Raw genomic sequence first — 26063 nt, forward strand, 5'->3', positions numbered from 1 at the left:
GGCACTCCATGCCTCTGCTCGATATCCGCAACCTCTCCGTCGAGTTCTCGACCCGCGCCGGCACGTTCCGGGCGGTCGACGGCATCGACCTGACGGTGGACGAGGGCGAAGTCCTCGGCATCGTCGGCGAGTCCGGCTCCGGCAAGAGCGTGACCTCGCTGGCCGTCATGGGTCTGATCGCCAACAATGGCCGCGTGGTCGCCGACAAGATGGAGTTCGACGGGCGCGACCTGCGCACCCTGACCGAACGCCAGCGCCGGAACCTGACCGGCAAGGACGTGGCCATGGTCTTCCAGGAGCCCATGACCAGCCTCAACCCGTGCTTCACCATCGGCTTCCAGATCATGGAGAGCCTGAAAGTCCATGAGAGGATGGGCCGGGCGGAGCGCAGGCGCCGGGCGATCGAGCTGCTGGAGCAGGTCGGCATCCCGGCGCCCGAGAGCCGGCTGTCGTCGTTCCCCCACCAGCTTTCGGGCGGCATGAACCAGCGCGTGATGATCGCCATGGCGATCTCCTGCAATCCGCGGCTGCTGATCGCCGACGAGCCGACCACCGCGCTCGACGTGACGATCCAGAAGCAGATCCTAGACCTGCTGCTCGACCTCCAGAAGGACCGCGGCATGGCGCTGATCCTGATCACCCACGACATGGGCGTTGTCGCCGAGACCGCCCGGCGCGTCTCCGTGATGTATGCCGGCCAGGTGGTGGAGAACCGCCCCGCCCGCGATCTCTTCACCCATCCGCAGCACCCCTATACCGGCGCGCTGCTCGACGCGCTGCCCGAGCGGGCGATCGGCAAGCGGCGGCTGCCGACCATCCCCGGCGTCGTGCCGGGCATCGCCGACCGTCCGCGCGGGTGCCTGTTCAACCCGCGCTGCGCCTTCGTCCAGGAGAAGTGCCGGACCCACGCGGTCCCGCTGTTCCCGGACGAGAGCGGGACGGCGCGCTGCTTCTATCCGCTCCAGGTGACCGGCGGGGTGGCGGCATGACCGCGGCTCCGATCACGCCGGACTGGCCGGCGGCCCGTGCCCGGCGCGAGACCGTGCTGGACGCGGTGGACCTGAAGAGGCACTACCGGCTGAAGCGCGGGCTGTTCCGCGCCGACGCGACGGTCAAGGCGGTGGACGGTGTCTCCTTCGCGCTCCAGACCGGGCGGACGCTGGCGGTGGTCGGCGAGTCCGGCTGCGGCAAGTCCACGCTGGCCCGCATGGTGACCCTGATCGACCCGCCCACGTCGGGCCAGCTGAAGTTCGACGGCAGCGACGTGACCGGCGTGAGCCGGGCGGAAGCCAAGGCGCTGCGCCGCAAGGTGCAGATGGTGTTCCAGAACCCCTACGGCTCGCTGAACCCGCGCAAGCGGATCGGCACGATCCTGGAGGAGCCCCTGGTCATCAACACCGACCTGGGCCGGGCGGAGCGGCGCGAGCGCGCCTCCGCGATGATGGCGAAGGTGGGACTTCGGCCCGACCAGTACGACCGCTATCCCCATATGTTCTCGGGCGGGCAGCGCCAGCGTATCGCCATCGCGCGGGCGCTGATGCTGAACCCGCGGGTGGTGGTGGCGGACGAGCCGGTGTCGGCGCTCGACGTGTCGATTCAGGCGCAGGTGCTGAACCTGATGATGGACCTTCAGGAGGAACTGGACCTCGCCTACCTGTTCATCAGCCACGACCTCAGCGTGGTCCGGCACATCGCCGACGACGTGATGGTGATGTATCTGGGCCGTCCGGTCGAGCACGGGCCGAAAGAAACCGTCTTCGCCCACCCACGCCACCCCTATACGCGGGCCCTGATGGCGGCGACGCCGCGCGTCAACCCGGCGCTCCGCCAGGATATCCCGCCGCCCACCGGCGAACTGCCGTCGCCGATCAACCCGCCGTCGGGCTGCCCCTACCACAAGCGCTGCCCGCACATGACCCAGCGCTGCGCGGACGAGGTTCCCGCCCTTCGGGAGGTCGACGGCAGGCGGGTTGCCTGCCACTACGCGGAGCAGATGGAGTAAGGGGATACGGGGAAACGGCCAGCTTCGGAGTCGGATCCGAGGCTGGCTTCCTGATCCGGACACGCCATTCGAACAGGTCCATGGCGCCGGTCGATCTCACGGGTGGCCGTGCGGTGCGTGCTTCGGGCATCATGGCGGGTGCGGGGGCATGGACGCATCCGGCGAGGGCTTGCCGCGGAAGCCGTCCTTGGTGATGCTCGGCTCAAACGGGCCGGAGAGTGACATGCCGACCGGGGCATAACAGGCTTTCATCGCCGCCTTGCGCTGAAGCAGCCTGATCGATCAAAGGGTCCCCGGATCGTCTCGGGACCGATGAACCGTAAGCTCTCCGTGACCCGTGCCCGAATCCAGTTCGCAACGATCCTGCGGCCGGGCAATGTCACCAGCCTCGACAACCGCTTCGGCAGATGAAGCGGAAAAATCTCCACTGGGACGCTAGCCGACTGCCGATCCGGTTTTGAAAGCGGGCATCCGCCCAGCATCCGGAAGTATCAGCATGGATGATGTACAATTGTATGTATATGAAATCTGAGTTCCTTGAATATTAAAAATTTGAAAACAAACGAGTAGATTTTCTTCTTGTGCAAAATTCGATTCAGTTCATTCTGATCTGGCTATCATCCCTCAGAGAATGACAGTCATATTTGACGTTACTCGGTTATGCAGCAGACCTAAAGGCTGTATGCTCGGGTGATTTCTGCACGTGTCAATCAATAAGACTCAAGCGGAAGGAACGGTTTTCCATGGCCTCGGACATTACGATCACCTCGACCTCGCCCCTCATCATCTCGTCTTCGGCGGTCGCCACGGCATACAACAACGTCACGCTGCAGGCCGGCGGCTACATCCTCATCAGCATTCCCTGCACCTTCTCGTGCAACACGCTGACCAAGGTCTATTCCGCCAGCGCCTCCGCCACGACTGGCGAGCCATACACCTCCCAGTACGACATCGTGGTCATCGGTACCGACGGGGTTGATGGGGCCAATGGCACCGCCGGCGCGAACGGCGTGAACGGCTCGAACGGAGCCAACGCCTCCTGCACCGGGGGCGGCTGCTCGGTTGGGCACTACGGCCGCGGCGGGACCAACGGCGGTGTCGGCAGCAACGGCAACCAAGCCGGCAACGGCAACCAACCCGGCAATGGCGGCAACGGCGGCGATGCCCCGAACGTCACGCTGAACCTTGGTACCGTTTCCGGTTCGATCAGCGTCATCAATGTCGGGGGTCCCGGCGGTCATGGCGGCAATGGCGGCAATGGCGGCAATGGCGGCAACGGCGGCAACGGCGGCAACGGCAAGACCTGCTGCGCCGTCACGGCCCATGGCGGCGACGGCGGCAACGGCGGCGACGGCGGGAACGGCGGAGCGGCCGGCAACGGCGGGAACGGCGGCAACGGAAACCAGGTGACCATCACCTACACCGCCGCCGACGGCACCAGCACCGTCAATGGTTCGAACCAAGGGGGCGTCGCCGGTCACCAGGGCACACCCGGCGGCGTCGGCCAGGGGGGGGCCGCCGGCAGTGCGGGCAGCAAGGGCGGCAGCGCCGGCAGCCCCGGCGATCCCGGCACATCGGTCGGCGCGTCCGGCATGGACGGCATGGCCGGTTCCGCCGGGCGCATGACCATCAACGGCAAGGCGGCCTGATCCTTCCGATCGTCCGGAACAGCGGGGCGGTGCCATCGGGGCCGCTCCGCGATGCCGGTTTCAGCCGTCCCGACTTCAGTCAGCCGAGGTTCGCCATGGATCCCCGTTCCGCGCCCTTCCGCCGTCCGCCGACGATGTTCCGGGCGATCGTCGTCGTCCTTGGCCTGGTGGCCGCCATCGCAGGTCCGGGCTCCGCCCGGTCGGCGTCCTACCAGCCGGCCGACGAGTTCGGCACCATCGACGCGACATTCTCGGTCAGCCCCAACGGATCGGGCGTCTACGCGATGCCCATCGAGGTGCCGCCCGGGACCAACGGCGTAGAGCCCAGCCTGACCCTGCGTTACGACAGCCAGGCGCCCGACGGGCTGCTCGGCGTGGGGTTCGCGCTCGACGGGCTTTCCCAGATCACGCGGTGCGCGGCCAACCGGGCCGTGGACGGTTATGACGGCGCCGTCGACATCGACTCGAACGACCGGTTCTGCCTCGACGGCCAAAGGCTGATCAAGGTTTCGGGCGGCGGCGAATACGGCTCGGACGGATCGGTCTACCAGACCCAGATGCAGTCCTGGACCCGGGTGACCGCCACCGGCACCTGCGGGACGGGACCCTGCTCGTTCACGGCGGTGACCAGGCAGGGCTGGACCATGAGCTTCGGGACGACGCCCGATTCGGCCCTTCCGCTGTCGGGCAGGTCGGAGAAATTTTCCTGGCAGGTCGCGACGATCAGGGATCTCAACGGCAACGCCATCGACTTCTTCTACACGCTCAATCAGAACACGAACCAGAGCTATCCCGACCGGATCGAGTACACGAGGAACGACTCCGCCGGTCAGCAGGCCCAGCGCAAAATTGTCTTCGGCTATCAGAATCGGTCCAGTTGGCCGAACAAGTACAAGGCCGGCCTGCTGTTCAAGACGGACAAGACCCTGACGACCATAACGACGCAGGTGTCCGGCGCGACCGTCCTGACCTACACCCTGTCCTATGGGACCGGCGCGACCGGGCGGCCGATCGTCTCGCAGGTCAGGAAATGCTCGGGCTCGGGCGACTGCCTGCCGGCGACCGCGTTCTCGTGGTCGAATTCCGCCAACCAGGTGTCCTCCGCCAATACCCGCGCCAACGGGCAGGTCAATTCGAACGCCTTCTGCGCGGGCAGCGGCGGGCGGTGGTCCTGGTCGGACTTCAACGGCGACGGCATGCTGGACGCGACCTGTGTCGATGCGTCGGGCGCCCAGTACGCGCTCGTTTCCGACGGCAGCTATCTCAAGACCCCGAACAACCAGGCCGGCGGACTGCTCACATCCGTCAAGTGGTGCACCGGGCCGCAGGACATCAGCGTCTGGCCGGACTTCAACGGAGACCAGCTGGCGGACTCCGCCTGCATCGCCGCGGACGGTTCGGTCAGCGTGCTCAAATCAGACGGCAAGTACCTGTCGACGGTCAACAGCCAGGCCACCGGGCTGGTCCGGTCGCAATGGTGCCCGGCTTCCTCCTGCCGGGCCATGGTCGGCAACTTCGACAATGACGGACGCGCCGATTTCCTGTGCAGTTGCGACAGCGGCACCCAGATGGTGATGGTCAGCGACGGGAAATCGGTCTCGACGCCGAACGGCAATGCCAACGGCACCGTCCTGACCGGCTGGTGTGCCAATTCGGCATCGCACCGGCTGACCGCCGACTTCAACAATGACGGCAAGGCCGACCTGATCTGCGTGGCGCCGGGCGGAAACATCTCGGTCCAGGTCGTCAACTCGACCTCCACCGCATTGAAGAGCCCCAACAACGACGCCGCGGGAGCCGTGGTGTCGGGCTGGTGCGGCGGTTCGGGCCAGTCGCTTTCGACGGTGGACTTCAACCGTGACGGCAACGACGATCTCTATTGCCGGGGCACCGACGGCAGCCACAGGATACTGCTTTCCACCGCGACCACCGTGAAGCCTCCGGCCGGCGCGTCGGCCGACGGGCTGCTGCTGACCGGCTGGTGTTCCGGCAGCACCGCGTCGGTGAGCTGGAACGATTTCAACGGCGACAGCCTGCCCGATCTCCTGTGCAGCGACCAGAGCGGCACTCAGTCGGTGAAGTTTTCCACCGGAACCCAGCTCAAGGACGCCACCAACTCTTCCGGGGGAGTGATCGCCACCGGCTATTGCTCGGGCGCCGGGTCGACCGGCGGGCTGGGCGACTTCAACGGCGACGGGTACGCCGACCTGCTCTGCCGCCAGGACAGCGGCTTCGACGCGGCGATGGTGCGGGACGCGCCGTTCAACGATCTGGTCACGGGGGTCACCAACGGCCTCGGCGGCGGCGTCGATATAACCTACAGCCCGATCACGGACCCGGGCGTCTATACCCGCACCACCGTGACCGCCTACCCGAACCTGACCGTCGAGAGCCCGCTCCAGGTCGTCAAGACCTACACGCGCCGCGACGGCCAGGGGTGGTCGACGACTTACCGGAACCAATACACCAACCTGATGACCGATCTGGACCAGAGCCAGTGGCTCGGCTTCGAGACGCTCACGGTCATCGAGGAGGCCACCGGCCGCAGGATGACGAACCGGATGGCGCAGGAGTTTCCGCAGCAGGGCTTCGTGGTCCAGACCAACGGATACGATGGGTCGGGCGCGCTGTTCCAGACCACCGTCCACTCCCCGGTTACGATCGAGCCCTATCCCGGCGTCTATCAGGTCCTGAACCGGGAGACCGTCCGCACCTTCTACCAGGATGGCGGCGTGGCCTACACGACCGAGGACGACTACGAATACGACGGTTACGGCAATCTGGTCTTCCATGCCAGCCTCGGGGACCCGACGAGGGCGGAACAGGCGGTCTACGACTGCTCGACCTTCGAGAACGATCCCGCCGCCTGGCGGCTCGGATACCTGGTCGCGACCAAGACCACCGGAGACGGAAGCTCCTGCCGCGATTTCCTGGCGGCGGCCGAACCCGCCTGGACCGCCGGCGCCGACCTAAGTCTGGCGCGGGTCGCCTACGATCCCCGCTACAACGTGACCTCCCAGGCCGACTGGGACGATGTCAACGCCGTCTGGGTCACCTCGGCGATGACCTATGACGGCTTCGGCAACCTGACGACGACGACGGATCCGGCGGGCAACACGACCACGGTCACGTACGACGCCGATTACCAGACCTTCCCCGCCACCAGCACGTCTCCCCCACCGCCAATGCCGGGCCGCTCGTCACGACGACGGCCTACGATGCCGCGTTCGGCGTCCAGACCTCCCTGACCGACCCCAACGGCAGGGTCTTCTCGGTCGTGCTGGACAGCTTGGGGCGGCAGGTGAAGTCCTATGGTCCCGACGGGAGCGGCGCCAGTTCCGATCCGGTGGAGTTGTCGGCGGTGTCCTACAGCGAGGACGGGGACGGCATCTACACAGAGACGCGGCGGCGGCGCGACTGGTCCAACGGCGACACCACCACCTGGGCATGGCAGCGTGACTATATCGACGGCTTGAACCGGCCCACGCAGACAGTGCAGGGAGGTGAGACCTCCGACACGTCGATCGTCACCGGCACGCAGTACGACACCTCCGGCCGTCCGTACAGGGTGTCGGCGCCGCGTTTCCAGAACGCCGCTCCCAGCTGGGCGCAGGTCGAGTACGACAGCCTGAACCGGCCGATCCTGGAAATCCTGCCCGATGGGACCCGTACGGAAACCGCCTACGACCAGGGCGGGCTTCTGGTGACGGTCACCGTCGGTGCCGGTACGCCCGACGCTCGGACGAGCCGGGCCACCCTCGACACGCGCAACAACCTCCTGAAGCGGGTGGACCCCAACCAGGCGGTCACGACCAGCAGCTACGATCCGATCGGGCGCATGACCTCAATGACCGGGCCGGTCGGGAACGTCACGCGGAACACCTATGATTCGCTCGGTCACCTGATCGCTCAGGCCGATGCCGATGCCGGCTCGCAGGCCTGGACATACGACGACGCGGGCCGAATGGTCGGCTCGGTGGATGGCTCGGGCAACCGGACGACGCTGGCCTACGACAGCCTCGGCCGGATCACGTCGCGGGCCGTGGCGTCGGCGGATGGCGGCGCCACGGTTACCACCACGCTGGATTACGACCAGTCCGCGTCCATCAACGGCAAGGGGCGGCTGACCACCGTGACAAGGCCGGACTCGGTCGAGACGTTCGGCTACTCGGATTACGGCCTCGTCGGTTCGGAAGTCCTGACCCTCGCGGGCTCGACCTTTTCCCTGGCGACCACCTACGACCCGCTCGGCCAGCCGATCGACATGACGCATCCCGACGGATCGGTGACGCGCAACACCTACGACATCCTCCAGCGGATCTCGTCGGTGGCTTTCCGGGATGTCGGGGAGTCCGCGTTCACGACCTATGGAAGCTATCCCGGCTACACCGCCCTGAACCAGCCGACGTCCATCTCCTACAACAACGGCCTGACGACGACCAACGCCTTCTATCCCTATGACACGGGGATGGGCAGGCTTCAGAGCTTTTCACTGGCTTCCGGCGCCGCGACGGACGCCTTCTCCGCCGACTTCACATGGAACGCGTTCGGCCAGCTTACGCAGGTTGCCCGGAAGCGCAACGGCGCGACGACCGGGAGCACCGGCTATACCTACGAAGACACGGGTTGGCTCAGTCAGGCGGCGGGCTCCAGCGGCACTTTCGCCTTCTCCTACGACCTGGCCGGCAACATCGCGTTGAAGGATGGCGTGACCTATGCCCGGACGCCCAACACCAACCGGCTCGCCTCCGCCAGCAATGGCCTGACCGCCGCCTTCGACGGCAACGGGGCCATGACGGCGCGAGTCCTCGACAAGCAGGCATGGTGCTACCGGTACGATCCCGAGGCGAACCTGGCGACGGTCCTCAGCGGCCAGGCCGACGGCACGGCGGACGGCGCCTGCGCCGATACCTCCGGCTATACGACCGTCGCGGAAGCCTCCTATGACGCGAGCGGACGCCGCTTGGTCAGGACCGATCCGGACGGGACGGTGAACCTCTATGTCTCCACCGATTTCGAGGAACTGCGCCGGGACGGGCAGGTCTACCAGACCCGCTACCTAATCGGCCCGGAGGGCCGTTTCGCCGCCCTGACCCGCCAGGTCACGCCCGCGGAAGGGGCTGCCGCCGCGGCATCGGCCGGCGGCGGCTATCCGACGCCGGGTACCTATTTCACCTTCGGGGACCAGGTGGACAGCACTTTCCTGGTGACCGACGCCGCCGGCAAGGAGGTGGCGCAGATCGGTTACCGGCCTTTCGGGGCGATCGATCCCTCCCTCACCTCCGGGGCCGACAATTTCCGCGTCAAGTTCGGCGGGAAGGAGCTGGACGAGAATACCGACCTGTACTACTTCCTCTCGCGTTACTACAGCGACGAACTGGGGCAGTTCACCAAGCCCGATCCGGCGCGGCAGTTCTCCAGCCCCTATCTGTACGCCGCCAACGATCCGCAATCGCTGACCGATCCGGACGGGGAATTCGTCGAGCTGGTGGTGCTGGCCGTCGGCGTGGCGGCCGGGGCCTATTTCGGCGGCTCGGCGGCCGACCACAGCTATAATCCCGCTGACTGGAACTGGCACAGCGCCCGAACCTACGAGGGCCTGTTCGCCGGCGCCGCGATCGGGGCGGTCGGGGCCGAGGTCGGCGCCGCTTTCGCCGAAGCCGGGGTGGCTCCCGCGATCCTCGGCGGGATGCTGCTGGGCGGCACCGAGAACGCCGCCTATGCCGGGATCGCCAACGAGTCGCCGGAGGGCATCGCCATGGCGGCCCTGACCGGCGCCGTGCTGGGCGGCGTGACCGAGGGGGTGTTCGCCGGGGGCGCCGCGGTGATGTCCGAGGCCGGCAGCCGGATGGCCGGCCGCGGTTATTCCAGGCTCGAAAACGCCGCCGACGTCGATGCTCCCGAGGGAGCAGCCTGGGAGGGGCAAGGGCCCTGCGCCAGCTTCTCCGAAGGGACCCTGGTGGCCACCACGGAGGGCGTCGTGCCGGTCGAGCAGGTACGGCCGGGCAGTTACGTGCTGTCCCGGGGCGCCGAGGGGGAACCCGCCGAGCCAAAGCTCGTCCTGCGCACCTACCGGCGCATGGCGGACGACGCCGTCCATCTCACGGCCGGGGGTACCGTGATCCGAACCACCGCCCAGCATCCGTTCTGGGTGGAAGGCAAGGGCTGGACCGTGGCGGCGGCGCTCGCGGCCGGCGACGTCCTGGCGACCCTGGAACCCGGCGGCGCCGCGGTGGAGCGGGTCGAGAAGGCCGCCGCCCCGGAGCCCGTCTACAACTTCGCGGTCAGCGGCAGCCAGTCCTACTTCGTTTCCGGCCTGAAGCTCTGGGCGCACAATGCGCCGTCGAAATCCTGCGCGGTGGCTGGAAAGCCGAAAGCCTTCAAATCGGCCGGGAATGCGAAGCACACGGCAGGTGCCTCGGCCGCGAACGGCAACGGCCGGGGATTGACCCTGGAAGCGGTTCCGGCACCGAAGGCGAAGACCTACTTCAACGTCAAGACGGGCATCAAGGAGAAGCTGTACCACGATTACGTATTGTCGGTGAGCAAGTCCAGCTACGGGGAGGCGGCTGAACACATGCGGCATTATATCGAGGTTCAGAAAGGCGTTCCGGTCTGGTCCGTCGAGCGCACCGGCGCGAAGGTCAGGAGGAAATTCGCGTTGAAGGGCATTCCGACGAAACCCAAGCTCGATCGCGACGAGATTCCGATGGCGATGTTCCAGCAGGGCGGCGGAAACGGCAGCTATCTCAGCTCGGTCCGGCACATCGACTTCAGCTCGAACAGGTCCCTGGGGTCCGCGATCGGCCATGCCTTGAAGGGACTGCCGAACCAGACGCGCGTCCTGATCCGCATGGTGGCCTACAGGCGCCGCCGCACGGGCCCCGCCGGGTTCCAGCCGCGACGCCGGGTCGCCTGATCATGGGCGAACCGATGCCCGGAGAGGCGCCGGAAGCCGGCTGGGACGATCACCGGCGGGCGTTCGGCGACATGCTCGGCCTCGGCGGCCCCGTGCCGGACGCGGCGCTGCGGGCGGCGCTTTACGACGGGCCCTATGCCCAGCGCCTGTTCGCCGCCCGGGAGGGCGACCCGCAGCATTTGCGCAGGCTGCTCGACGATCCGCCGGAGGTCGAGGAGGTTGCGGCGAAGTCGCCCCAGGCAAGGCAGGCGAGGCTGGTCCGCCGGGCGGCCAACGCCCTGGCGCTGTGGGCCAGCGATCTGTTCGCCACCGTGGACGACGAGACGCTGCGGCGGCGGCGCGAGGCCTGCGCCGCGTGCGAGCACGCCACCCGTCCGCCGGACCTGCTGGTCTACAGGCTGGCCGGCGGGCTGGAGCAAACGATCTGCGAGCTGTGCGGCTGCAACCTTGTCCTGAAGACCCGCCTTCCGGAGGCAGGCTGCCCGGCGCTCCATCCGCACCGGCTTGGCCTGACCCGCTGGGGGGAGCCGATCGGCGGCGCTTGATCCGGGGCCGTCCACGTGTTTCACATGAGCCTTCAATCTCATGTGGAACCATTCGCTCCATGAAGTATCGCCTCGCCATCTTCGACTTCGATGGCACCCTCGCCGACTCCCTTCCCTGGTTCCGCTCCGTCTTCAGCCAGGTGGCGGAACGCTACCGGCTCGGGACGATCGACGCGGCGGAGTTCGAAGCCCTGCGCGGCGTCGGCAACCGCGAGATCCTGCGGCGACTCCGGGTCCCGGTCTGGAAGCTCCCCCTGATCGCCAGCCACATGAAGGGGCTGATGGCGGCGGATATCGGGCGCATCGCGCTGTTCGACGGCGTGCCGGAGATGCTGCGCGGCCTGAAGGCGGCGGGCGTCGGGCTGGCCGTCGTCAGCTCCAACTCGGAAGCCAATGTCCGGCGGGTGCTGGGGCCGGACAATGCCGCGCTGATCGGCCATTACGGCTGCGGCGCGTCGATCTTCGGAAAGGCGGCCCGGTTCAAGGCGGCGCTCCGGCAGGGCGGCGTGGCTCCGGCGCAGGCGATCTGCATCGGCGACGAGGTCCGCGACGCCGAAGCCGCCCGCGCCCAGGGCATACCGTTCGCCGCGGTGTCCTGGGGCTACGCCACGCCCAGGGTGCTCGCGGATCAGTCGCCGCTGGTGCTGTTCGAGCGGGTCGAGGAGATCGTCCCGGCCTTGGTCAGGCGGAGCGGCGGGCCTGCCGGCTGAGCCGGGCGTGCAGGTCGCGCAGGTACTTGGAATCCATGTCTGTGAACTCGCCCTCGGCGATGTCCGACTTGAAGTCCAGCAGCTCCTGGCGGGCGCCCGGCGACAGCGTGTCGTGAGACAGAAGCTCCTCGATCAGCGTCAGGTCGTCCGGATAGCCGCCGGGCCGCCGTACGGGGCCGACCTCCAGCGGGTCGTCGTCGGTGAAGGCGCCGTGATAGTCTTCGTCGACGGCTCCCTGCGGCGGAACCAGCAGGTCGTTCCAGGACAGTCCGCTTTCCCGGACACGCCGGTCGATCTCGCGCGCGCTTGCCAGAACCTCGGCCTCGTCAGGATCGCCGAGGCGGCCGAGCAAAGCGATGAAGCTGTCGCGGTCGAGATGTGGCATTCCTGGTCTCCTCGTGTAGGGGCCTTCGGGCACAATATCGGTGGTATAGCTGTGCCCTGCCGGCGGTCTTTCAACACTCCGTACAGTATGGTTTTGCCGTCCGGCGTGCTAGGGTCCGGTCCGATCCGCAAGCACAAGAATACGAGTGGGGCCATGCCGTCGTTCGATATCGTTTCCAAGACCGAGATTGCCGAAGTCGACAACGCCCTGGACGGGGTGACCCGCGAGATCGGCCAGCGCTACGACTTCAAGGGGTCGCACTGCTCGATCGAGCGCAAGGAGAACGAGCTGACCGTCCTGGCCGACGACGACCTGAAGCTGAAGCAGATGCACGAGCTGCTTGTCGTCCATTTCACCCGGCGCAAGCTGGATTCCGGCGCGCTCGACTATGGCAAGCCGGAGAAGGCGGCCGGCAACACGGTGCGCCAGGTGATCACGGTCAAGCAGGGGATCGACAAGGATCTGGCCAAGCAGATCACCAAGGCGATCAAGGACAGCAAGATGAAGGTGCAGGCCTCGATCCAGGGCGACGAGCTGCGCGTGAACGGCAAGAAGATCGACGACCTCCAGGCCGCCATCGCGCTGGTCAAGGGGCTGAAGATCGAGCAGCCCCTGCAATACATCAATTTCCGGGACTGAACCGCCGGCCCGGAGGGCGTCAGGTCGCCAGGAAGCGGCGGCGGTCGCCCTCCAGCACCAGGCAGGTGAGATGGCCGCTGGCATAGGCCCCTGTGTCGATGCCGATGCGGTTGTTGCGCACCTCCGGCAGGTCGGTGATGGTGTGCCCGTGGACCACGACCTTGCCGTGGTCGGCGGTCGAGTTCAGGAAATCGTCCCGGATCCACATCATGTCGTCCCCGTCCTGGCGGTTCAGCGGAACGCCCGGGCGCACGCCGGCATGGGTGAAGAAATAGTCGCCGATCGTCAGGCTCGGCCGCAGGTGGTTCAGGAAGCTGACATGGGCCGGCGGGATCACGCGCCGCAGTTCCTGCTGGGCGTGGGAGATCCGCTCCTCCGGCGTCAGGCCCGAGGGGATCTGGATGCCGTAGCTATGCAGCGTCGCCAGGCCGCCGAACTTGAACCATCCCGGACCCGCCGTCGGGCTGGTCAGGAATTCCTGGAAGGCGGCCTCGTGGTTGCCCCTGAGATGGACGGAGCCGAAGGTCGCCGGCGGGCCGCCGATCATCAGGTCGATCACTTGGCGGGAATGCAGGCCGCGGTCCACGTAGTCGCCGAGATAGACCAGGTAGTTGACCGGCCCCGGCGAAGCCTTGGCGTCGTCGGTCACCATATCCAGCAGGCGCATCAGGAGATCCGCGCGGCCGTGGATGTCGCCGATCGCATAGACGCGGATGCCCTTGGGCACCGTCGCCGCCACCTGCTCCACATCCTGGCGCTTGCGCAGAAAACTCAACACCACGTTGCTTGATCTTTCCGGTACGCTCATTAGTCCCCCTTCTGTCACAGAAATAAGCGCTCCGGGGTCCTTGTGCGAGGGTTATCAGGGACGATCCGGCAGCTTTGTCGAGGGCTCCCCCCGAACTCTGAAGCGTTACCGAGACCGTGCAATCCGATCGGGCCGACCGAGAGGAAGAGGACCTCCGTCTGTTGCTGCTTCGAACCGGTCCAGCAAAGTTCGAGCCACCCGCACGTATCGAGGAGAATTGAGGAATGGCGTACTGCTTCACGCCGGAAGAGACCGTGCCCCAGGGCGTCCGCCGCATCGCCCTGGAGCAGATCGACAAGGCGGAAGCGGCCCTGACCGGCGGCAAGGAGCGGCACAAGGCGGTGCACAATGCCCGGAAGGGGTGCAAGAAGATCCGCGCGCTGCTGCGGCTCGCCCGCGGCGGACTGGGGAGCGCCTATGCCCGGGAGAACGCCTTTTTCCGCGACGCCCAGCGCCGGCTGTCGGCGGTGCGCGACGCCTCGGTCATGATCGAGGCCTTGGACAAGCTGGCCGGGCGCCAGGGCAGCGACGGCGCCGGCGGGTTCGCTTCCGTCCGGAACGCCCTAGTCGAGCGTTGCGAGCGCGCCTCCGCGGAGCACCTGGAGCAGGAACGGACCACCGAGGAGGTCGCCGGCATGCTGCGCGAGGCGCGCGGGCGGGTCGAGACCTGGACCCTGCGGAGCCCCGGCTTCAAGGTGCTGAGGCCCGGGCTGCACAAGGTCTACCGCGACGGGGCGAGGCGGTTCAAAGGGCTGGGCGACGCGCCGTCCGCCCATGACTTCCACGACTGGCGCAAGCAGGCGAAGTATCTCTCCTACCATCTTAAGTTGTTGACGCCGGTGTGGCCGGGAACCGTGGGCGCCCTTGCCGGGGAGTTCGGGGAACTGGGCAGCCTGCTCGGCGACGAGCACGACCTCGCCGTGCTGCGCTGCATGCTGGAGGCCGAGGAGCAGGTCTTCGGCGGACCCACCCTGGTGCGGCCCCTGGTCGGCATGATCGACCAGCGCCGGTCCGACCTCCAGGCCGTGAGCCGGCTGCTCGGCGCCAGGCTCTATCTCGACAGGCCCAAGGTCTTCATGGGCCGGATGGAAGCCTGGTGGGACATGTGGAAGGCGGAACCGGCCAGCCGCGCGGCGTGACGCCTCGATCCCCTCAGTCCCTTCAATCCTCCGCCGCGATATGCACCTCCACGTCGTGGGCCGCCAGCACGTCGGCCAGCGGGGCGGGCGGCACCCGGTCGGTGAACAGGGCCGAGACCTCGCCGATATGGCCGAGCCGCACCATGGCGTTGCGGCCGAACTTGCTGTGGTCGGCGCACAGGAAGACGGTGCGGGCGTTGCGGACGATGGCCTGGGCGACCCTGACCTCCCGGTAGTCGAAGTCGAGCAGGGTGCCGTCCAGGTCGATGCCGCTGATCCCGATGATGCCGATATCGACCTTGAACTGGTTGATGAAGTCGATGGTCGCCTCGCCGATGATGCCGCCGTCGCGGTTGCGCACCAGCCCGCCGGCCACCAGCACGTCCAGGTCGGTGCCGGCCGCCAGGAAGGCCGCCACGTTCAGGTTGTTGGTAATGACGCTGAGGTTCTTGTGGTTGACCAGCTCCTGGGCGACCGCCTCCGTCGTGGTGCCGATATTGATGAACAGCGAGACGCCTTCCGGAACGTGGCGCGACACCAGGCGCCCGATCGCCCGCTTGGCCTCCGACCCCAGGGCCTTGCGCTCCACATAGTCCACGTTGTGGGTGGTGGAGCGGGGGACGGCGCCGCCGTGGTGGCGCTCCAGCAAGCCCTGTTCGCAGAGCTGGTTGATGTCGCGCCGGATGGTCTGGGGCGTCACCTCGAACTGGCGCGACAGCCCGTCGATCGAGACGAAGCCCTGCCGCCCGGCGAGGTCGAGGATGCGCTGCTGGCGGGTATCGCTCTTCACCGGGCCGCTCCTGCCAAAGGGCCGATGCCGCAGCCGCGCAGCACGAAAGCGACGACCTCGGATGTCGCCTCCTCCCAAGCCGCGTCGCTCAGGCTCTCCACGGCCATGACGGACCGGATCTGGACCGCGAAATCGGCATAGGTCTGGGTCATGCCCCACAGCATGAAGAACAGGTGCCTGGGGTCGAGCGCCGCCATGCGCCCCTCCGCGATCCAGCCCGCGATGATCCGGGACTTGGTCTCCACCCGCTGCCTCAAATCGATCTCCAGATAGTCGGTCAGGAAAGGCGCGCCGCTCAGCAGCTCGTTGGCGAATACCTTGGACGCCAGGGGCCGAAGCCGGGAATGGCGCATCTTGGCGCGGACATAGCCGGAAATCGCCTCCGCCGGGTCGCTTTCCGGACGGATCATGTCGGTGGCGTCCAGCCAAAGTTCCAGGATGCCGGTCAGCACCGCCTGGTAGAGCTGTTCCTTGGTGCCGAAATAGTAGTGCAGGTTGGCCTTGGGCAACCCGGCCGCCTGGGCGATCTGCGCCATGGTGGCCCCGGCGAGCCCGGTTTCGGCGAAGACCCGCTCGGCCGCCTCCAGGATGCGCGTCTCGTTCTCCCGCCGGATGCGCCCGCGGGGAGGGGAGGTGACGCCGGAAGCAGCCGAATTATTCATCATGTCGCCCATCTCAGCAGCAATCCGTCCCATATCCGATCATTTTTGAAACAAGTTGACCAAGCGGTCAATTTGTTTATAGCATTCATCCAAAGATGCCGACAAACGGCCCGCCGGGACCGAACCAACGGGACCGAACCGGAAGCGGCCCGGCGGAAAGGAACGAAGCGACCAACGGAACAGGAGCAGGCGGGATGACGAGCGTGATGGACGTGCCGGCGGACATTGCTCCCAGGCGGCTGTCGCCGCGGGAGTACGAGGCCAACTTCGACGATGCCACGCCGCCGCTGAGCCGCAAGCAGGCGCTGATCGAGGCGGCGCGCTGCTATTATTGCTACGACGCGCCGTGCATGGAGGCCTGCCCGACCGGCATCGACATCCCGAGCTTCATCAGGAAGATCGCCGGCGACAACGTCAAGGGCTCCGCCGTGACGATCCTGGAGGAGAACATCATGGGCGGCATGTGCGCCCGGGTGTGCCCGACCGAGATCCTGTGCGAGCAGGCCTGCGTCCGCACCGCGCAGGAGCACAAGCCGGTGGCGATCGGCGCGCTCCAGCGCTATGCGACGGACTGGCTGTTCGAGCGCGGCATCCAGCCCTTCGAGCGGGCGGAACCGACCGGCCGCAAGGTCGCCGTGGTCGGCGCCGGCCCGGCCGGACTGTCCTGCGCGCACCAGCTGGCGATGCACGGCCACGAGGTGACCGTGTTCGAGGCGCGGGAGAAGCCCGGCGGCCTGAACGAGTACGGCATCGCCGCCTACAAGGTGACCGATGGTTTCGCCGGGCGGGAGGTCGATTTCATCCTGTCCCTGGGCGGCATCACGATCGAGCACGGCAAGGCGCTGGGGCGCGACGTGACCCTGGCGGAGCTTCGGGCCGGCTACGGCGCGGTGTTCCTGGGGCTGGGCCACAACGCGGTCAACGCGCTGCGGATCGAGGGCGAGGAGCTGGAGGGCGTGGTCAACGCGGTCGATTTCATCGCGGCGCTGCGCCAAGCCCCGGACAAGTCGGCGCTGCCGGTCGGGCGCCGGATCGTCGTGATCGGCGGCGGCAACACCGCCATCGACGTAGCGACCCAGTCCAAGCGGCTGGGGGCGGAGGACGTCACGGTCGTCTATCGCCGCGGCCCCGACGCCATGTCGGCGACCGGAGCCGAGCAGGAATGGGCGCAGACCAACGGCGTTCGGATCAAGTACTGGGCCCAGCCGCGCCGGGTGATCGGGGCGGGCGGCCAGGTCCGCGAGGTCGAGTTCGAATACACCCTCCTGGACGAGGCCGGACGGCTGGCCGGCACCCGGGAGTTCTTCCGCATCCCGGCCGACATGGTGTTCAAGGCGATCGGCCAGTGCTTCGTTCCGGCGGCGGTCGGGGACGCCGATCTGGCGGAACTGCTGGAGTTCCGGCCCGACGGGCGGTTCGCGGTCAACGAGGACCGGCAGACCTCCCTTCCCAACGTGTTCGCCGGCGGCGACTGCGTGGCCGGGATCGACCTGACCGTGTCGGCGGTGCAGGACGGCAAGGTGGCGGCGGAAGCGATCCACCGCCTGCTGGGCGCATCGTGACGGCCGGGCCGGGAAAAAGGTCAAGGTCGGGTCCAGGGGCAGGAACAGGGAGATAGCGTCATGGCAAGTCTGGTCACCAACTTCGTCGGCATCCGGTCGCCCAACCCGTTCTGGCTGGCCTCCGCGCCGCCGACGGACAAGGAATACAACGTCGTCCGCGCCTTCAAGGCCGGCTGGGGCGGCGTGGTGTGGAAGACGCTGGGGGAGGACCCGCCGGTCGTCAACGTGTCGTCGCGCTACGGCGCCTTCAGCTATAACGGCACCCGCGTCGCCGGCTTCAACAACATCGAGCTGATCACCGACCGGCCGTTGGAGGTCAATCTCCAGGAGATCAAGTCGGTCAAGCAGCGGTTCCCCGACCGGGCCATGGTCGTGTCGCTGATGGTGCCGTGCGAGGAGGAGAGCTGGAAGAGCATCCTGCGCCGGGTCGAGGAGACCGAAGCGGACGGCATCGAGCTGAATTTCGGCTGCCCGCACGGCATGTCGGAGCGGGGCATGGGCTCGGCGGTCGGGCAGGTGCCGGAATATGTCGAGATGGTCACCCGCTGGTGCAAGCAGCACAGCCGCATGCCGGTGATCGTCAAGCTGACGCCCAACATCACCAACATCCTGGGCCCGGCGCGGGCGGCGAAGCGCGGCGGCGCCGACGCGGTGTCGCTGATCAACACGATCCAGTCGATCATGTCGGTGGACCTGGACGCGATGGCGCCGACCCCCACGGTGGACGGCAAGGGCACCCACGGCGGCTATTGCGGCCCGGCGGTCAAGCCGATCGCGATGCGGATGGTGGCCGACATCGCCCGCGACCCGGAATGCCGGGGGATGGCGATCAGCGGCATCGGCGGCGTTTCCACCTGGCGGGACGCGGCGGAGTTCATCAGCCTGGGCGCCGGCACGGTCCAGGTCTGCACCGCCGCGATGCACCACGGCTTCCGCATCGTCGAGGAGATGGCCGATGGCCTGGCCAACTGGATGGACCGCCGGGGCTTCGGGGAGGTCAAGGACTTCACCGGGATGGCGATCCCCAACTATGTCCACTGGGAGGACCTTAACCTCAACTACAAGATCGTCGCCCATATCGACCAGGACAGCTGCATCAAGTGCGGCTTGTGCCACATCGCCTGCGAGGACACCGCGCACCAGGCGATCGGCGCCCTGCGGTTGGCGGGCGCCCGGCGCTATGAGGTGATCGAGGACGAATGCGTCGGCTGTAACCTGTGCATGCATGTCTGCCCGGTCGAGAACTGCATCACCATGGAGCGACGCGACGAGGGCAAGCCCTTCCTGACCTGGAAAGACCATCCCAACAACCCCATGCGGCGGGAGGCGGCGGAGTAGGGCGGGGGCACGCCCCGCAGTCTCCCCCGGCCGACTCCCCCTGCCACGGCCGCGGATGTCATCATTCGTCATGATCGGGGCCGCCCGGCGGGCTGCGCGGGACGGCCCTTGATGCGCCGGGGCGCCGCCTTGAGGCGCTGCCCGATCGGGTCGATCCAGCCGGGGGAGCCGGGGCGATGCGTTGAACGGCAGGCCGCATGGACCGCAACGGGTCAGCCCGGTCGGAAACCGCTCCGGCCCGCCGTCCGACCCGCGGTCCGAAGGGCGCAACCGCCCGAAATGGCCGCCGATGTCATCTTCCGTCATGATCCATCGCCTTGCCGCGCGCCGGCTTGGGGTGCCCGGCTTGGAGTGCCCGGCTTGGAGTGCCCGGCTTAGAGTGAAAGGTCGGCTCCGAGGCGGCCCTGTCTGGGGGCATGTGGGCGGTCTCCGGTGGTCCGCTGTCGCTATAGGTATTCTGTCATAGCAAGGCGAGGAGATCAATCCTTTGCGGAGGGCCGGTGGGCACCGATCGAGAAAGCGGTTCCAACCTCTTCAAATATTCTTATGTAAATTTTGACATCGAAATAGAATATTTTAATTCACATTGTTTAAAACTTTCGTTAATTATGTAGATGATAGATAGTATAAGACTCTAGTAGGTCAATACATCATAATAGCATACATAAGGATGCAAAATGAGTGACTCTCCTGGCGGACAGATCACGGTCTATCAAGACTTCAACATGCAGGGTAATTCCCTGGTGATCGTCGATGCATGCTCGGATCTGCGTCCCAGCGGCATGAATGATCAGATCTCCAGCTTCGTCGTGACCTCGGGCGTCTGGACGTTCTACCAGGACATCAACTATCAGACTCCGGTCGGAAAGACCTATGGTCCCGGGACCTACCCGAACGTCGGTCAGGTCGGCCTTCCGAACGACCAGATCTCATCCCTGAAATGCGTCAATCAGATCATGGTCTATCAGGACCTCAACATGCAGGGCACTTCCCTGTTGATCACCGATGCATGCTCGGATCTGCGTCCCACCGGACTGAACGACCAGATCTCCAGCTTCGTCGTGATCTCGGGTACCTGGACCTTCTACCAGGACATCAACTATCAGACTCCGATCGGAACGACCTATGGTCCCGGAAGCTATCCGAACGTCGGTCAGGCCGGCCTTCCGAACGATCAGATCTCGTCCTTGAAGTCCGTGTGATCGCGACGGGAACTGCGCGGTGAACCGTGCCGCCCCGGCCACGGGGCGGCGCCGGCAGCCGGCGGGGGCGATGATGACCCTCCGCGAGGATGACCGCGAAGGTCATCCTCGGTCATCATCGGTCATCCCGCCGCGGCGGGAAGCGCCGGCCATTGGCGGCGCGGGAGCAGCCGGCCCTTCCGGTCGAAGTAAGGCAGGGCCTGGCTGGCCCGGGAGAGCCGGCAGGCGATCTCGGGATGGTGGTCTTCCAGGTAGGCCATGCAGCGCAGCATCCGGCGCGCCGTGGCGACGGCCGACTGGCTGTCCTCGTGGTCGTAGTTCATCTCCTCGTGCGGCGGGGCCGGCTCGGGTGCCGGCTCCGGCTCCGGCGGTGCCGCGGGAACGTCGTCGTCGTCGAAGGCGACGATAGGCTTGCGGGAATTGGGCATGAGACCGCGGAAGCGGGCGATCCGATCGACGGCCCGCAGCACGGCGAAGTGGTTCCGCTTCTCCAGGGCGTCCAGCATCACCCGCTTGAGCATGCCGACAAGTTCGTCCGTTTCCTCGCGCCGGCGGGATTCCTCGGCGGCGATCAGCTCCGCCACGCGCGCCGCGACGCGGGCATCCCGCATCAGCCGCGACCCGGCCTGGCGGGCACCGTCCCAGGCATAGCCGGAAAGCCGGGCAGCCGCCGTCAGGCTCCGGCCGGAGGCGACGTGGCGGGCGAAGGCTTCCTGCCGGTGGGGCAGGTCCAGGTCCAGGTCCAGGTCTGTGGCGGTATCGGACATGGGGGCGCGCTCCGGGTGGGCTGGCGATTAAAATAGGTAAATTGTCTTAAACTCTCAAGGATTGCAATCCTTTTTGTCGGGAGTAGATTGGGAAGACATCGAACGCTGAGATAAATTCACTCTGACCCTTTTTCTTACACGGGGGGCGACGAGGACCCGGCGACGCAGAACCTGTTCGAAATGGCGTTTCAATCCACGCCCCCGCACGGGGGGCGACATGGCGATGGGATCGAGCACGCCGAACTGGTCGAAGTTTCAATCCACGCCCCCGCACGGGGGGCGACCAGCCGCTGGGCGCCGGGGGGAGTTTACAGGGAGGTTTCAATCCACGCCCCCGCACGGGGGGCGACCCGGAGATCACGGCAGCCTCGCCTATGCCGCTTGGTTTCAATCCACGCCCCCGCACGGGGGGCGACGTCCAGGACAAGGCCCGCACCGCGTTCGAGAAGGCGTTTCAATCCACGCCCCCGCACGGGGGGCGACGTGCCCGCGCCCCGCAGGAAGCCGGCATCTTCCTGTTTCAATCCACGCCCCCGCACGGGGGGCGACCCGGCCGGCTTGTCCGGCTGTAGCTCGTCCACGGTGTTTCAATCCACGCCCCCGCACGGGGGGGGCGACCATAGACGGTGTGCTGCGCCGACAGGTCCGCCAGGTTTCAATCCACGCCCCCGCACGGGGGGCGACCCGGCCGATGACGTTGACCGGCCGCCCATCCTCGTTTCAATCCACGCCCCCGCACGGGGGGCGACCGGCACGGTCAACCTCCGGAGACGAGCATACGACGCGTTTCAATCCACGCCCCCGCACGGGGGGCGACGACCCCAGATAACGCATTCCTGCTGCTGGTGCGGTTTCAATCCACGCCCCCGCACGGGGGGCGACGGCCCGCGCTCGGGAAGCCTTCTTCGCCCTCGCTGTTTCAATCCACGCCCCCGCACGGGGGGCGACAGCGTCCACCGAAACGCCGCCGGCCGGCAGAGCGGTTTCAATCCACGCCCCCGCACGGGGGGCGACTCCATCTGCACCGACTGGAGTTCGGATTCCGTGCCGTTTCAATCCACGCCCCCGCACGGGGGGCGACTGGTCAGCACCGGGAATCACCCGCTCGTAATCAGGGTTTCAATCCACGCCCCCGCACGGGGGGCGACCGGGCCTCCCCGTGCTGAAAGCGGACGGGTAGGCCGTTTCAATCCACGCCCCCGCACGGGGGGCGACGTCTCGGCCCGCTGCGCCTCCAGCCGCTCGTGAATGTTTCAATCCACGCCCCCGCACGGGGGGCGACAGTCGCAGCCACTGCATTACCGGGCCTCCCCGTGCTGTTTCAATCCACGCCCCCGCACGGGGGGCGACCTACGATCGCCGGGAAGTCGAAGCCTCCATTGGAGTTTCAATCCACGCCCCCGCACGGGGGGCGACGCGGCGAAGCTCAAGGCGTCCTGGCGCCCTGGAGCGTTTCAATCCACGCCCCCGCACGGGGGCGACGCCGCCAGCAGCCTCGACATAGGCATCATCGTTGTTTCAATCCACGCCCCCGCACGGGGGGCGACACGCCGGGCCGGTCTCACACAGACCGAACTGGCAGTTTCAATCCACGCCCCCGCACGGGGGGCGACCCGTCATCGCAGCGCCCTCGTCGCAGCATCATCGTTTCAATCCACGCCCCCGCACGGGGGGCGACTCGGCAGGGGAGGTATTCGACGCCGGACCAGGGCGTTTCAATCCACGCCCCCGCACGGGGGGCGACTTTACAAATTCGGGGTCGTTAAATATATCCCCTAGTTTCAATCCACGCCCCCGCACGGGGGGCGACCCCTGCTGATACGTCGAACTCCGCATGTCCGCAGTTTCAATCCACGCCCCCGCACGGGGGGCGACTCAGCATCGGGTGCCGGACCGCGCTGGCTCCAGCGTTTCAATCCACGCCCCCGCACGGGGGGCGACCGAAGCTGTCCGGACGGCTGCTCGACCTGTTCCTGTTTCAATCCACGCCCCCGCACGGGGGGCGACTGTCGAAGTACCGGCGCTCGATCTCAATGCCGATGTTTCAATCCACGCCCCCGCACGGGGGGCGACGTCGTCATGGTGACGTCTGCCCCGGTCTTCAGGCGTTTCAATCCACGCCCCCGCACGGGGGGCGACGCCGGAAGTGGACGGAGCGCGTCGCGGTCAATACGGTTTCAATCCACGCCCCCGCACGGGGGGCGACCGACGCGCCTAACGGTGGGGGCAAGGACGAAGAGGTTTCAATCCACGCCCCCGCACGGGGGGCGACCCTCCACGTCATAAGCGACGCCGCCACGTTCGACGTTTCAATCCACGCCCCCGCACGGGGGGCGACTGTCGAAGTACAGTGGATCGATCTCCACGCCGATGTTTCAATCCACGCCCCCGCACGGGGGGCGACGAGGCTTCAGCGGCGTCATGATGCCTCCAGGCTGTTTCAATCCACGCCCCCGCACGGGGGGCGACCCTCGATGTCGCGGAACGTCCCGCGTGCCGAGGTGTTTCAATCCACGCCCCCGCACGGGGGGCGACCGGGTTGAAGCCTATGCCGACAAGTTGGGCATTGTTTCAATCCACGCCCCCGCACGGGGGGCGACACCTAGAAGGTTCCGGCCGCTCCATCACGCCCCGTTTCAATCCACGCCCCCGCACGGGGGGCGACTCAGCGCATCCTCGACTTGCGCCGCCATGGCCTTGTTTCAATCCACGCCCCCGCACGGGGGGCGACCGGTCGCCATGAAGTGGTACAGCCCGGACCTGTGGTTTCAATCCACGCCCCCGCACGGGGGGCGACGATAGTAAGACTGGACGCGCCCGGTCACCTCCGAGTTTCAATCCACGCCCCCGCACGGGGGGCGACCGGCGGCGCCGGCCGACAACGCGGCCATCACGGTGTTTCAATCCACGCCCCCGCACGGGGGGCGACCATCGCCGGACAGCGCCTTGCCGAACGTCGAGCGGTTTCAATCCACGCCCCCGCACGGGGGGCGACCACGCTGGCGTCTTCGCCATGTCGTCACCTCCTCAGTTTCAATCCACGCCCCCGCACGGGGGGCGACGTCGCCGTACATGCCGGTCTCCATGCTCTTCCGGTTGTTTCAATCCACGCCCCCGCACGGGGGGCGACCCGCCGTAGATCACGATGTCGGCCGGGCTGGATAAGTTTCAATCCACGCCCCCGCACGGGGGGCGACGGCGCTGTTGCCGAGCACCGTGTTCCGCGTCGCGTTGTTTCAATCCACGCCCCCGCACGGGGGGCGACCATGGCGAGCGCGTAGCCGTCCGTCATTTGGCGGAGTTTCAATCCACGCCCCCGCACGGGGGGCGACGCCGGTGGGGTCCTGCAGGCTGATCAACAGGCAGTTTCAATCCACGCCCCGCACGGGGGGCGACGGCCGTCCGTTGAATGGTCCGCGCTAATGGATCTGTTTCAATCCACGCCCCCGCACGGGGGGCGACCGCGTCGCCACCATGCCGGTGGGCGGGCAGGCGGGTTTCAATCCACGCCCCCGCACGGGGGCGACGGCCATGGCGCGGGAGATGTACGGCCATCTGCTGCCGACCGTTTCAATCCACGCCCCCGCACGGGGGGCGACAACTGGAGGGTCTGGCCGGTGTAGCCGCCGCCGTGTTTCAATCCACGCCCCCGCACGGGGGGCGACATGTACAGGGCGTTCGACTGGCTCGCGGCCATATCGTTTCAATCCACGCCCCCGCACGGGGGCGACTCGGCCGGAAACAGGAACGCTCTGTTGCGAAGCGGAGTTTCAATCCACGCCCCCGCACGGGGGGCGACGCGATACGGTAGCGGCGTTAACTATAAAAAATTTATCGTTTCAATCCACGCCCCCGCACGGAGGGCGACGAGCCCCAAGCAACGTCCCGACACCGGGGAAGAGGTTTCAATCCACGCCCCCGCACGGGGGGCGACTCTTCGCGGGCCGCGCGGACTATCCGTCCCCGAGGTTTCAATCCACGCCCCCGCACGGGGGGCGACGCCCGGCCAAGCAGCGGGTCGAAATAGACCTTCTTGTTTCAATCCACGCCCCCGCACGGGGGGCGACCAGCGGCAAGGTGGTGCGCGACGGGTCGATCCGCATGTTTCAATCCACGCCCCCGCACGGGGGCGACTCGCTGACGGTGACAGGGCTGGACGCCACGTCAGTTTCAATCCACGCCCCCGCACGGGGGGCGACGTCTGCGCCTGGAGATCCCGCCCGGTATCCGCGTTGTTTCAATCCACGCCCCCGCACGGGGGGCGACAGTTTGGCGACTACAATTCCGGGCCGCTTGCTCAGGTTTCAATCCACGCCCCCGCACGGGGGGCGACCGGATTGAGCGGCAGGGGAGAGGTTGTCATTTATGTTTCAATCCACGCCCCCGCACGGGGGGCGACCGGTTGCCCGGGCGGCCTACTTGTTGCTGTGAATGTTTCAATCCACGCCCCCGCACGGGGGGCGACCGGGTCTTGCTATGTACTTGTAAAATAACGGCGCAGACCCGGTGCTGCGCGAACCTCCCGATGCGGCTTCGAGAATCCGGCACCAAGCCGTGACATCCTGCCCGGATGCGTTGATTTCGCAAGGGAAATCGTCTGCGCGAACCTTCCGGGGAAAACGTAACCGCTTGGGGTTCGCGCGGGCGGGGGCGGGTCAGAAGATCAGGGTTCCGTCCAGGTCCAGGGCGGGCTTGGCGCCGACATGCTCCACCCGGCGCTTGCCGCCGGCGCCCAGGCTGTAGAAGCGCAGGCTGTCGGTCGCCGGGTCGATCTCGCCCAACAGGCGGGCGCGGAGGGCGGTCCATTGGGCCGGATCGACCTCGCATTCGAACACCGAGAACTGGACGCGCTGGCCGAAATCCAGGCAGGCGCGGGCGACTCGGCGCAGCCTGCGGCGGCCCGCCTTGTCTTCGGTATTCACATCATACGTGATCAGCATCAGCAT

Annotated in this window: 18 protein-coding genes and 2 CRISPR repeat arrays; of the genes, 12 read left to right on the forward strand and 6 right to left on the reverse strand. The window is 67.1% G+C overall.

Annotated features, from left to right (window positions below; genetic code table 11):
- Nucleotides 1–8: 8 nt before the first annotated feature.
- The 7 genes from DPR14_RS07960 to DPR14_RS07985 all read left to right on the forward strand — a co-directional run bounded on the left by DPR14_RS07960 (nt 9) and on the right by DPR14_RS07985 (nt 11825).
- Complete coding sequence (locus tag DPR14_RS07960) at nt 9–989, forward strand: ABC transporter ATP-binding protein (protein WP_158044664.1); 981 nt, start codon at nt 9–11, stop codon at nt 987–989.
- A complete protein-coding gene (locus tag DPR14_RS07965) occupies nt 986–2002 on the forward strand; it encodes a peptide ABC transporter ATP-binding protein (RefSeq protein ID WP_158044665.1) in 1017 nt (338 codons plus the stop codon). The genes DPR14_RS07960 and DPR14_RS07965 overlap by 4 nt, the downstream gene beginning before the upstream one ends.
- Before the next feature lie 743 nt (nt 2003–2745).
- Nucleotides 2746–3651 (forward strand): hypothetical protein, encoded by a 906-nt coding sequence (locus tag DPR14_RS27260; RefSeq protein ID WP_192499348.1) that lies wholly within the window; start codon nt 2746–2748, stop codon nt 3649–3651.
- A 95-nt stretch (nt 3652–3746) separates the two neighbouring features.
- A complete protein-coding gene (locus tag DPR14_RS07970; protein ID WP_158044666.1) occupies nt 3747–6899 on the forward strand; it encodes an FG-GAP-like repeat-containing protein in 3153 nt (1050 codons plus the stop codon).
- 29 nt (nt 6900–6928) lie between these two features.
- Entirely contained in the window at nt 6929–10570 is a 3642-nt protein-coding gene (locus DPR14_RS07975) for an RHS repeat-associated core domain-containing protein (protein ID WP_158044667.1), read from the forward strand.
- Nucleotides 10571–10572: 2 nt separating this feature from the next.
- The gene (locus DPR14_RS07980; protein WP_158044668.1) at nt 10573–11115 is read left to right on the forward strand and encodes a hypothetical protein; all 543 of its coding nucleotides are present in this window, start codon (nt 10573–10575) and stop codon (nt 11113–11115) included.
- Nucleotides 11116–11174: 59 nt separating this feature from the next.
- Nucleotides 11175–11825: an HAD hydrolase-like protein gene (locus DPR14_RS07985; RefSeq protein WP_158044669.1), complete on the forward strand. Its 651-nt coding sequence runs from the start codon at nt 11175–11177 to the stop codon at nt 11823–11825.
- Here the strand turns inward: DPR14_RS07985 and DPR14_RS07990 are convergent.
- Nucleotides 11797–12210: a hypothetical protein gene (locus DPR14_RS07990; protein ID WP_158044670.1), complete on the reverse strand. Its 414-nt coding sequence runs from the start codon at nt 12208–12210 to the stop codon at nt 11797–11799. The genes DPR14_RS07985 and DPR14_RS07990 overlap by 29 nt on opposite strands.
- 153 nt (nt 12211–12363) lie before the next feature.
- Between DPR14_RS07990 and DPR14_RS07995 the strand changes: the two genes are divergently transcribed.
- On the forward strand, nt 12364–12849 hold the full coding sequence (locus DPR14_RS07995) for a YajQ family cyclic di-GMP-binding protein (protein WP_158044671.1): 486 nt from the start codon (nt 12364–12366) through the stop codon (nt 12847–12849).
- A gap of 19 nt (nt 12850–12868) precedes the next feature.
- Here the strand turns inward: DPR14_RS07995 and DPR14_RS08000 are convergent, their stop codons facing one another.
- Nucleotides 12869–13630: a metallophosphoesterase family protein gene (locus DPR14_RS08000; protein WP_246149009.1), complete on the reverse strand. Its 762-nt coding sequence runs from the start codon at nt 13628–13630 to the stop codon at nt 12869–12871.
- Nucleotides 13631–13881: 251 nt separating this feature from the next.
- Here DPR14_RS08000 and DPR14_RS08005 point away from each other — a divergent pair, with 251 nt between their 5' ends.
- Nucleotides 13882–14796, forward strand: coding sequence for a CHAD domain-containing protein (locus DPR14_RS08005; RefSeq protein ID WP_158044673.1), 915 nt, complete (start codon nt 13882–13884; stop codon nt 14794–14796).
- A 22-nt stretch (nt 14797–14818) separates the two neighbouring features.
- Here the strand turns inward: DPR14_RS08005 and DPR14_RS08010 are convergent, their stop codons facing one another.
- Together DPR14_RS08010 and DPR14_RS08015 are read right to left on the reverse strand one after the other, a co-directional pair.
- Nucleotides 14819–15586, reverse strand: a complete 768-nt coding sequence (locus tag DPR14_RS08010) for a DeoR/GlpR family DNA-binding transcription regulator (protein ID WP_158044674.1) — start codon at nt 15584–15586, stop codon at nt 14819–14821.
- Nucleotides 15583–16251, reverse strand: a complete 669-nt coding sequence (locus DPR14_RS08015; protein WP_246149012.1) for a TetR/AcrR family transcriptional regulator — start codon at nt 16249–16251, stop codon at nt 15583–15585. The genes DPR14_RS08010 and DPR14_RS08015 overlap by 4 nt, the downstream gene beginning before the upstream one ends.
- Before the next feature lie 191 nt (nt 16252–16442).
- Between DPR14_RS08015 and DPR14_RS08020 the strand changes: the two genes are divergently transcribed.
- The 3 genes from DPR14_RS08020 (at nt 16443) to DPR14_RS08030 (ending at nt 20350) form a co-directional block, all read left to right on the forward strand.
- The gene (locus tag DPR14_RS08020; protein ID WP_192499349.1) at nt 16443–17810 is read left to right on the forward strand and encodes an NAD(P)-dependent oxidoreductase; all 1368 of its coding nucleotides are present in this window, start codon (nt 16443–16445) and stop codon (nt 17808–17810) included.
- 60 nt (nt 17811–17870) lie between these two features.
- Nucleotides 17871–19148 (forward strand): NAD-dependent dihydropyrimidine dehydrogenase subunit PreA, encoded by a 1278-nt coding sequence (gene preA / locus DPR14_RS08025; RefSeq protein ID WP_158044676.1) that lies wholly within the window; start codon nt 17871–17873, stop codon nt 19146–19148.
- A gap of 677 nt (nt 19149–19825) precedes the next feature.
- The gene (locus DPR14_RS08030; RefSeq protein WP_158044677.1) at nt 19826–20350 is read left to right on the forward strand and encodes a beta/gamma-crystallin domain-containing protein; all 525 of its coding nucleotides are present in this window, start codon (nt 19826–19828) and stop codon (nt 20348–20350) included.
- 122 nt (nt 20351–20472) lie between these two features.
- Here the strand turns inward: DPR14_RS08030 and DPR14_RS08035 are convergent, their stop codons facing one another.
- Both DPR14_RS08035 and cas2 read right to left on the reverse strand, forming a co-directional pair.
- Nucleotides 20473–21117, reverse strand: coding sequence for a terminase small subunit (locus DPR14_RS08035; protein WP_158044678.1), 645 nt, complete (start codon nt 21115–21117; stop codon nt 20473–20475).
- 185 nt (nt 21118–21302) lie between these two features.
- Nucleotides 21303–24450: direct repeats of the CRISPR family, unit length 32 nt; unit sequence GTTTCAATCCACGCCCCCGCACGGGGGGCGAC.
- Between the two features lie 97 nt (nt 24451–24547).
- Nucleotides 24548–25582: a CRISPR direct-repeat array (repeat unit 32 nt; unit sequence GTTTCAATCCACGCCCCCGCACGGGGGGCGAC).
- 190 nt (nt 25583–25772) lie between these two features.
- Nucleotides 25773–26063, reverse strand: a complete 291-nt coding sequence (cas2, locus tag DPR14_RS08040) for a CRISPR-associated endonuclease Cas2 (protein ID WP_158044679.1) — start codon at nt 26061–26063, stop codon at nt 25773–25775.

The sequence above is a fragment of the Skermanella pratensis genome (genome assembly GCF_008843145.1).
Classification (GTDB): Bacteria; Pseudomonadota; Alphaproteobacteria; order Azospirillales; family Azospirillaceae; genus Skermanella; species Skermanella pratensis.

What these genes read in the sequence shown, in the direction of transcription:
- DPR14_RS07960 (WP_158044664.1), top strand. Translation starts at nt 9, where the DNA reads ATGCCTCTGCTCGATATCCGCAACCTCTCCGTCGAGTTCTCGACCCGC.
- DPR14_RS07965 (WP_158044665.1), top strand. Translation starts at nt 986, where the DNA reads ATGACCGCGGCTCCGATCACGCCGGACTGGCCGGCGGCCCGTGCCCGG.
- DPR14_RS27260 (WP_192499348.1), top strand. Translation starts at nt 2,746, where the DNA reads ATGGCCTCGGACATTACGATCACCTCGACCTCGCCCCTCATCATCTCG.
- DPR14_RS07970 (WP_158044666.1), top strand. Translation starts at nt 3,747, where the DNA reads ATGGATCCCCGTTCCGCGCCCTTCCGCCGTCCGCCGACGATGTTCCGG.
- DPR14_RS07980 (WP_158044668.1), top strand. Translation starts at nt 10,573, where the DNA reads ATGGGCGAACCGATGCCCGGAGAGGCGCCGGAAGCCGGCTGGGACGAT.
- DPR14_RS07985 (WP_158044669.1), top strand. Translation starts at nt 11,175, where the DNA reads ATGAAGTATCGCCTCGCCATCTTCGACTTCGATGGCACCCTCGCCGAC.
- DPR14_RS07990 (WP_158044670.1), bottom strand. Translation starts at nt 12,210, where the DNA reads ATGCCACATCTCGACCGCGACAGCTTCATCGCTTTGCTCGGCCGCCTC.
- DPR14_RS07995 (WP_158044671.1), top strand. Translation starts at nt 12,364, where the DNA reads ATGCCGTCGTTCGATATCGTTTCCAAGACCGAGATTGCCGAAGTCGAC.
- DPR14_RS08005 (WP_158044673.1), top strand. Translation starts at nt 13,882, where the DNA reads ATGGCGTACTGCTTCACGCCGGAAGAGACCGTGCCCCAGGGCGTCCGC.
- DPR14_RS08015 (WP_246149012.1), bottom strand. Translation starts at nt 16,251, where the DNA reads ATGATGAATAATTCGGCTGCTTCCGGCGTCACCTCCCCTCCCCGCGGG.
- DPR14_RS08020 (WP_192499349.1), top strand. Translation starts at nt 16,443, where the DNA reads ATGACGAGCGTGATGGACGTGCCGGCGGACATTGCTCCCAGGCGGCTG.
- preA (WP_158044676.1), top strand. Translation starts at nt 17,871, where the DNA reads ATGGCAAGTCTGGTCACCAACTTCGTCGGCATCCGGTCGCCCAACCCG.
- DPR14_RS08030 (WP_158044677.1), top strand. Translation starts at nt 19,826, where the DNA reads ATGAGTGACTCTCCTGGCGGACAGATCACGGTCTATCAAGACTTCAAC.
- DPR14_RS08035 (WP_158044678.1), bottom strand. Translation starts at nt 21,117, where the DNA reads ATGTCCGATACCGCCACAGACCTGGACCTGGACCTGGACCTGCCCCAC.
- cas2 (WP_158044679.1), bottom strand. Translation starts at nt 26,063, where the DNA reads ATGCTGATGCTGATCACGTATGATGTGAATACCGAAGACAAGGCGGGC.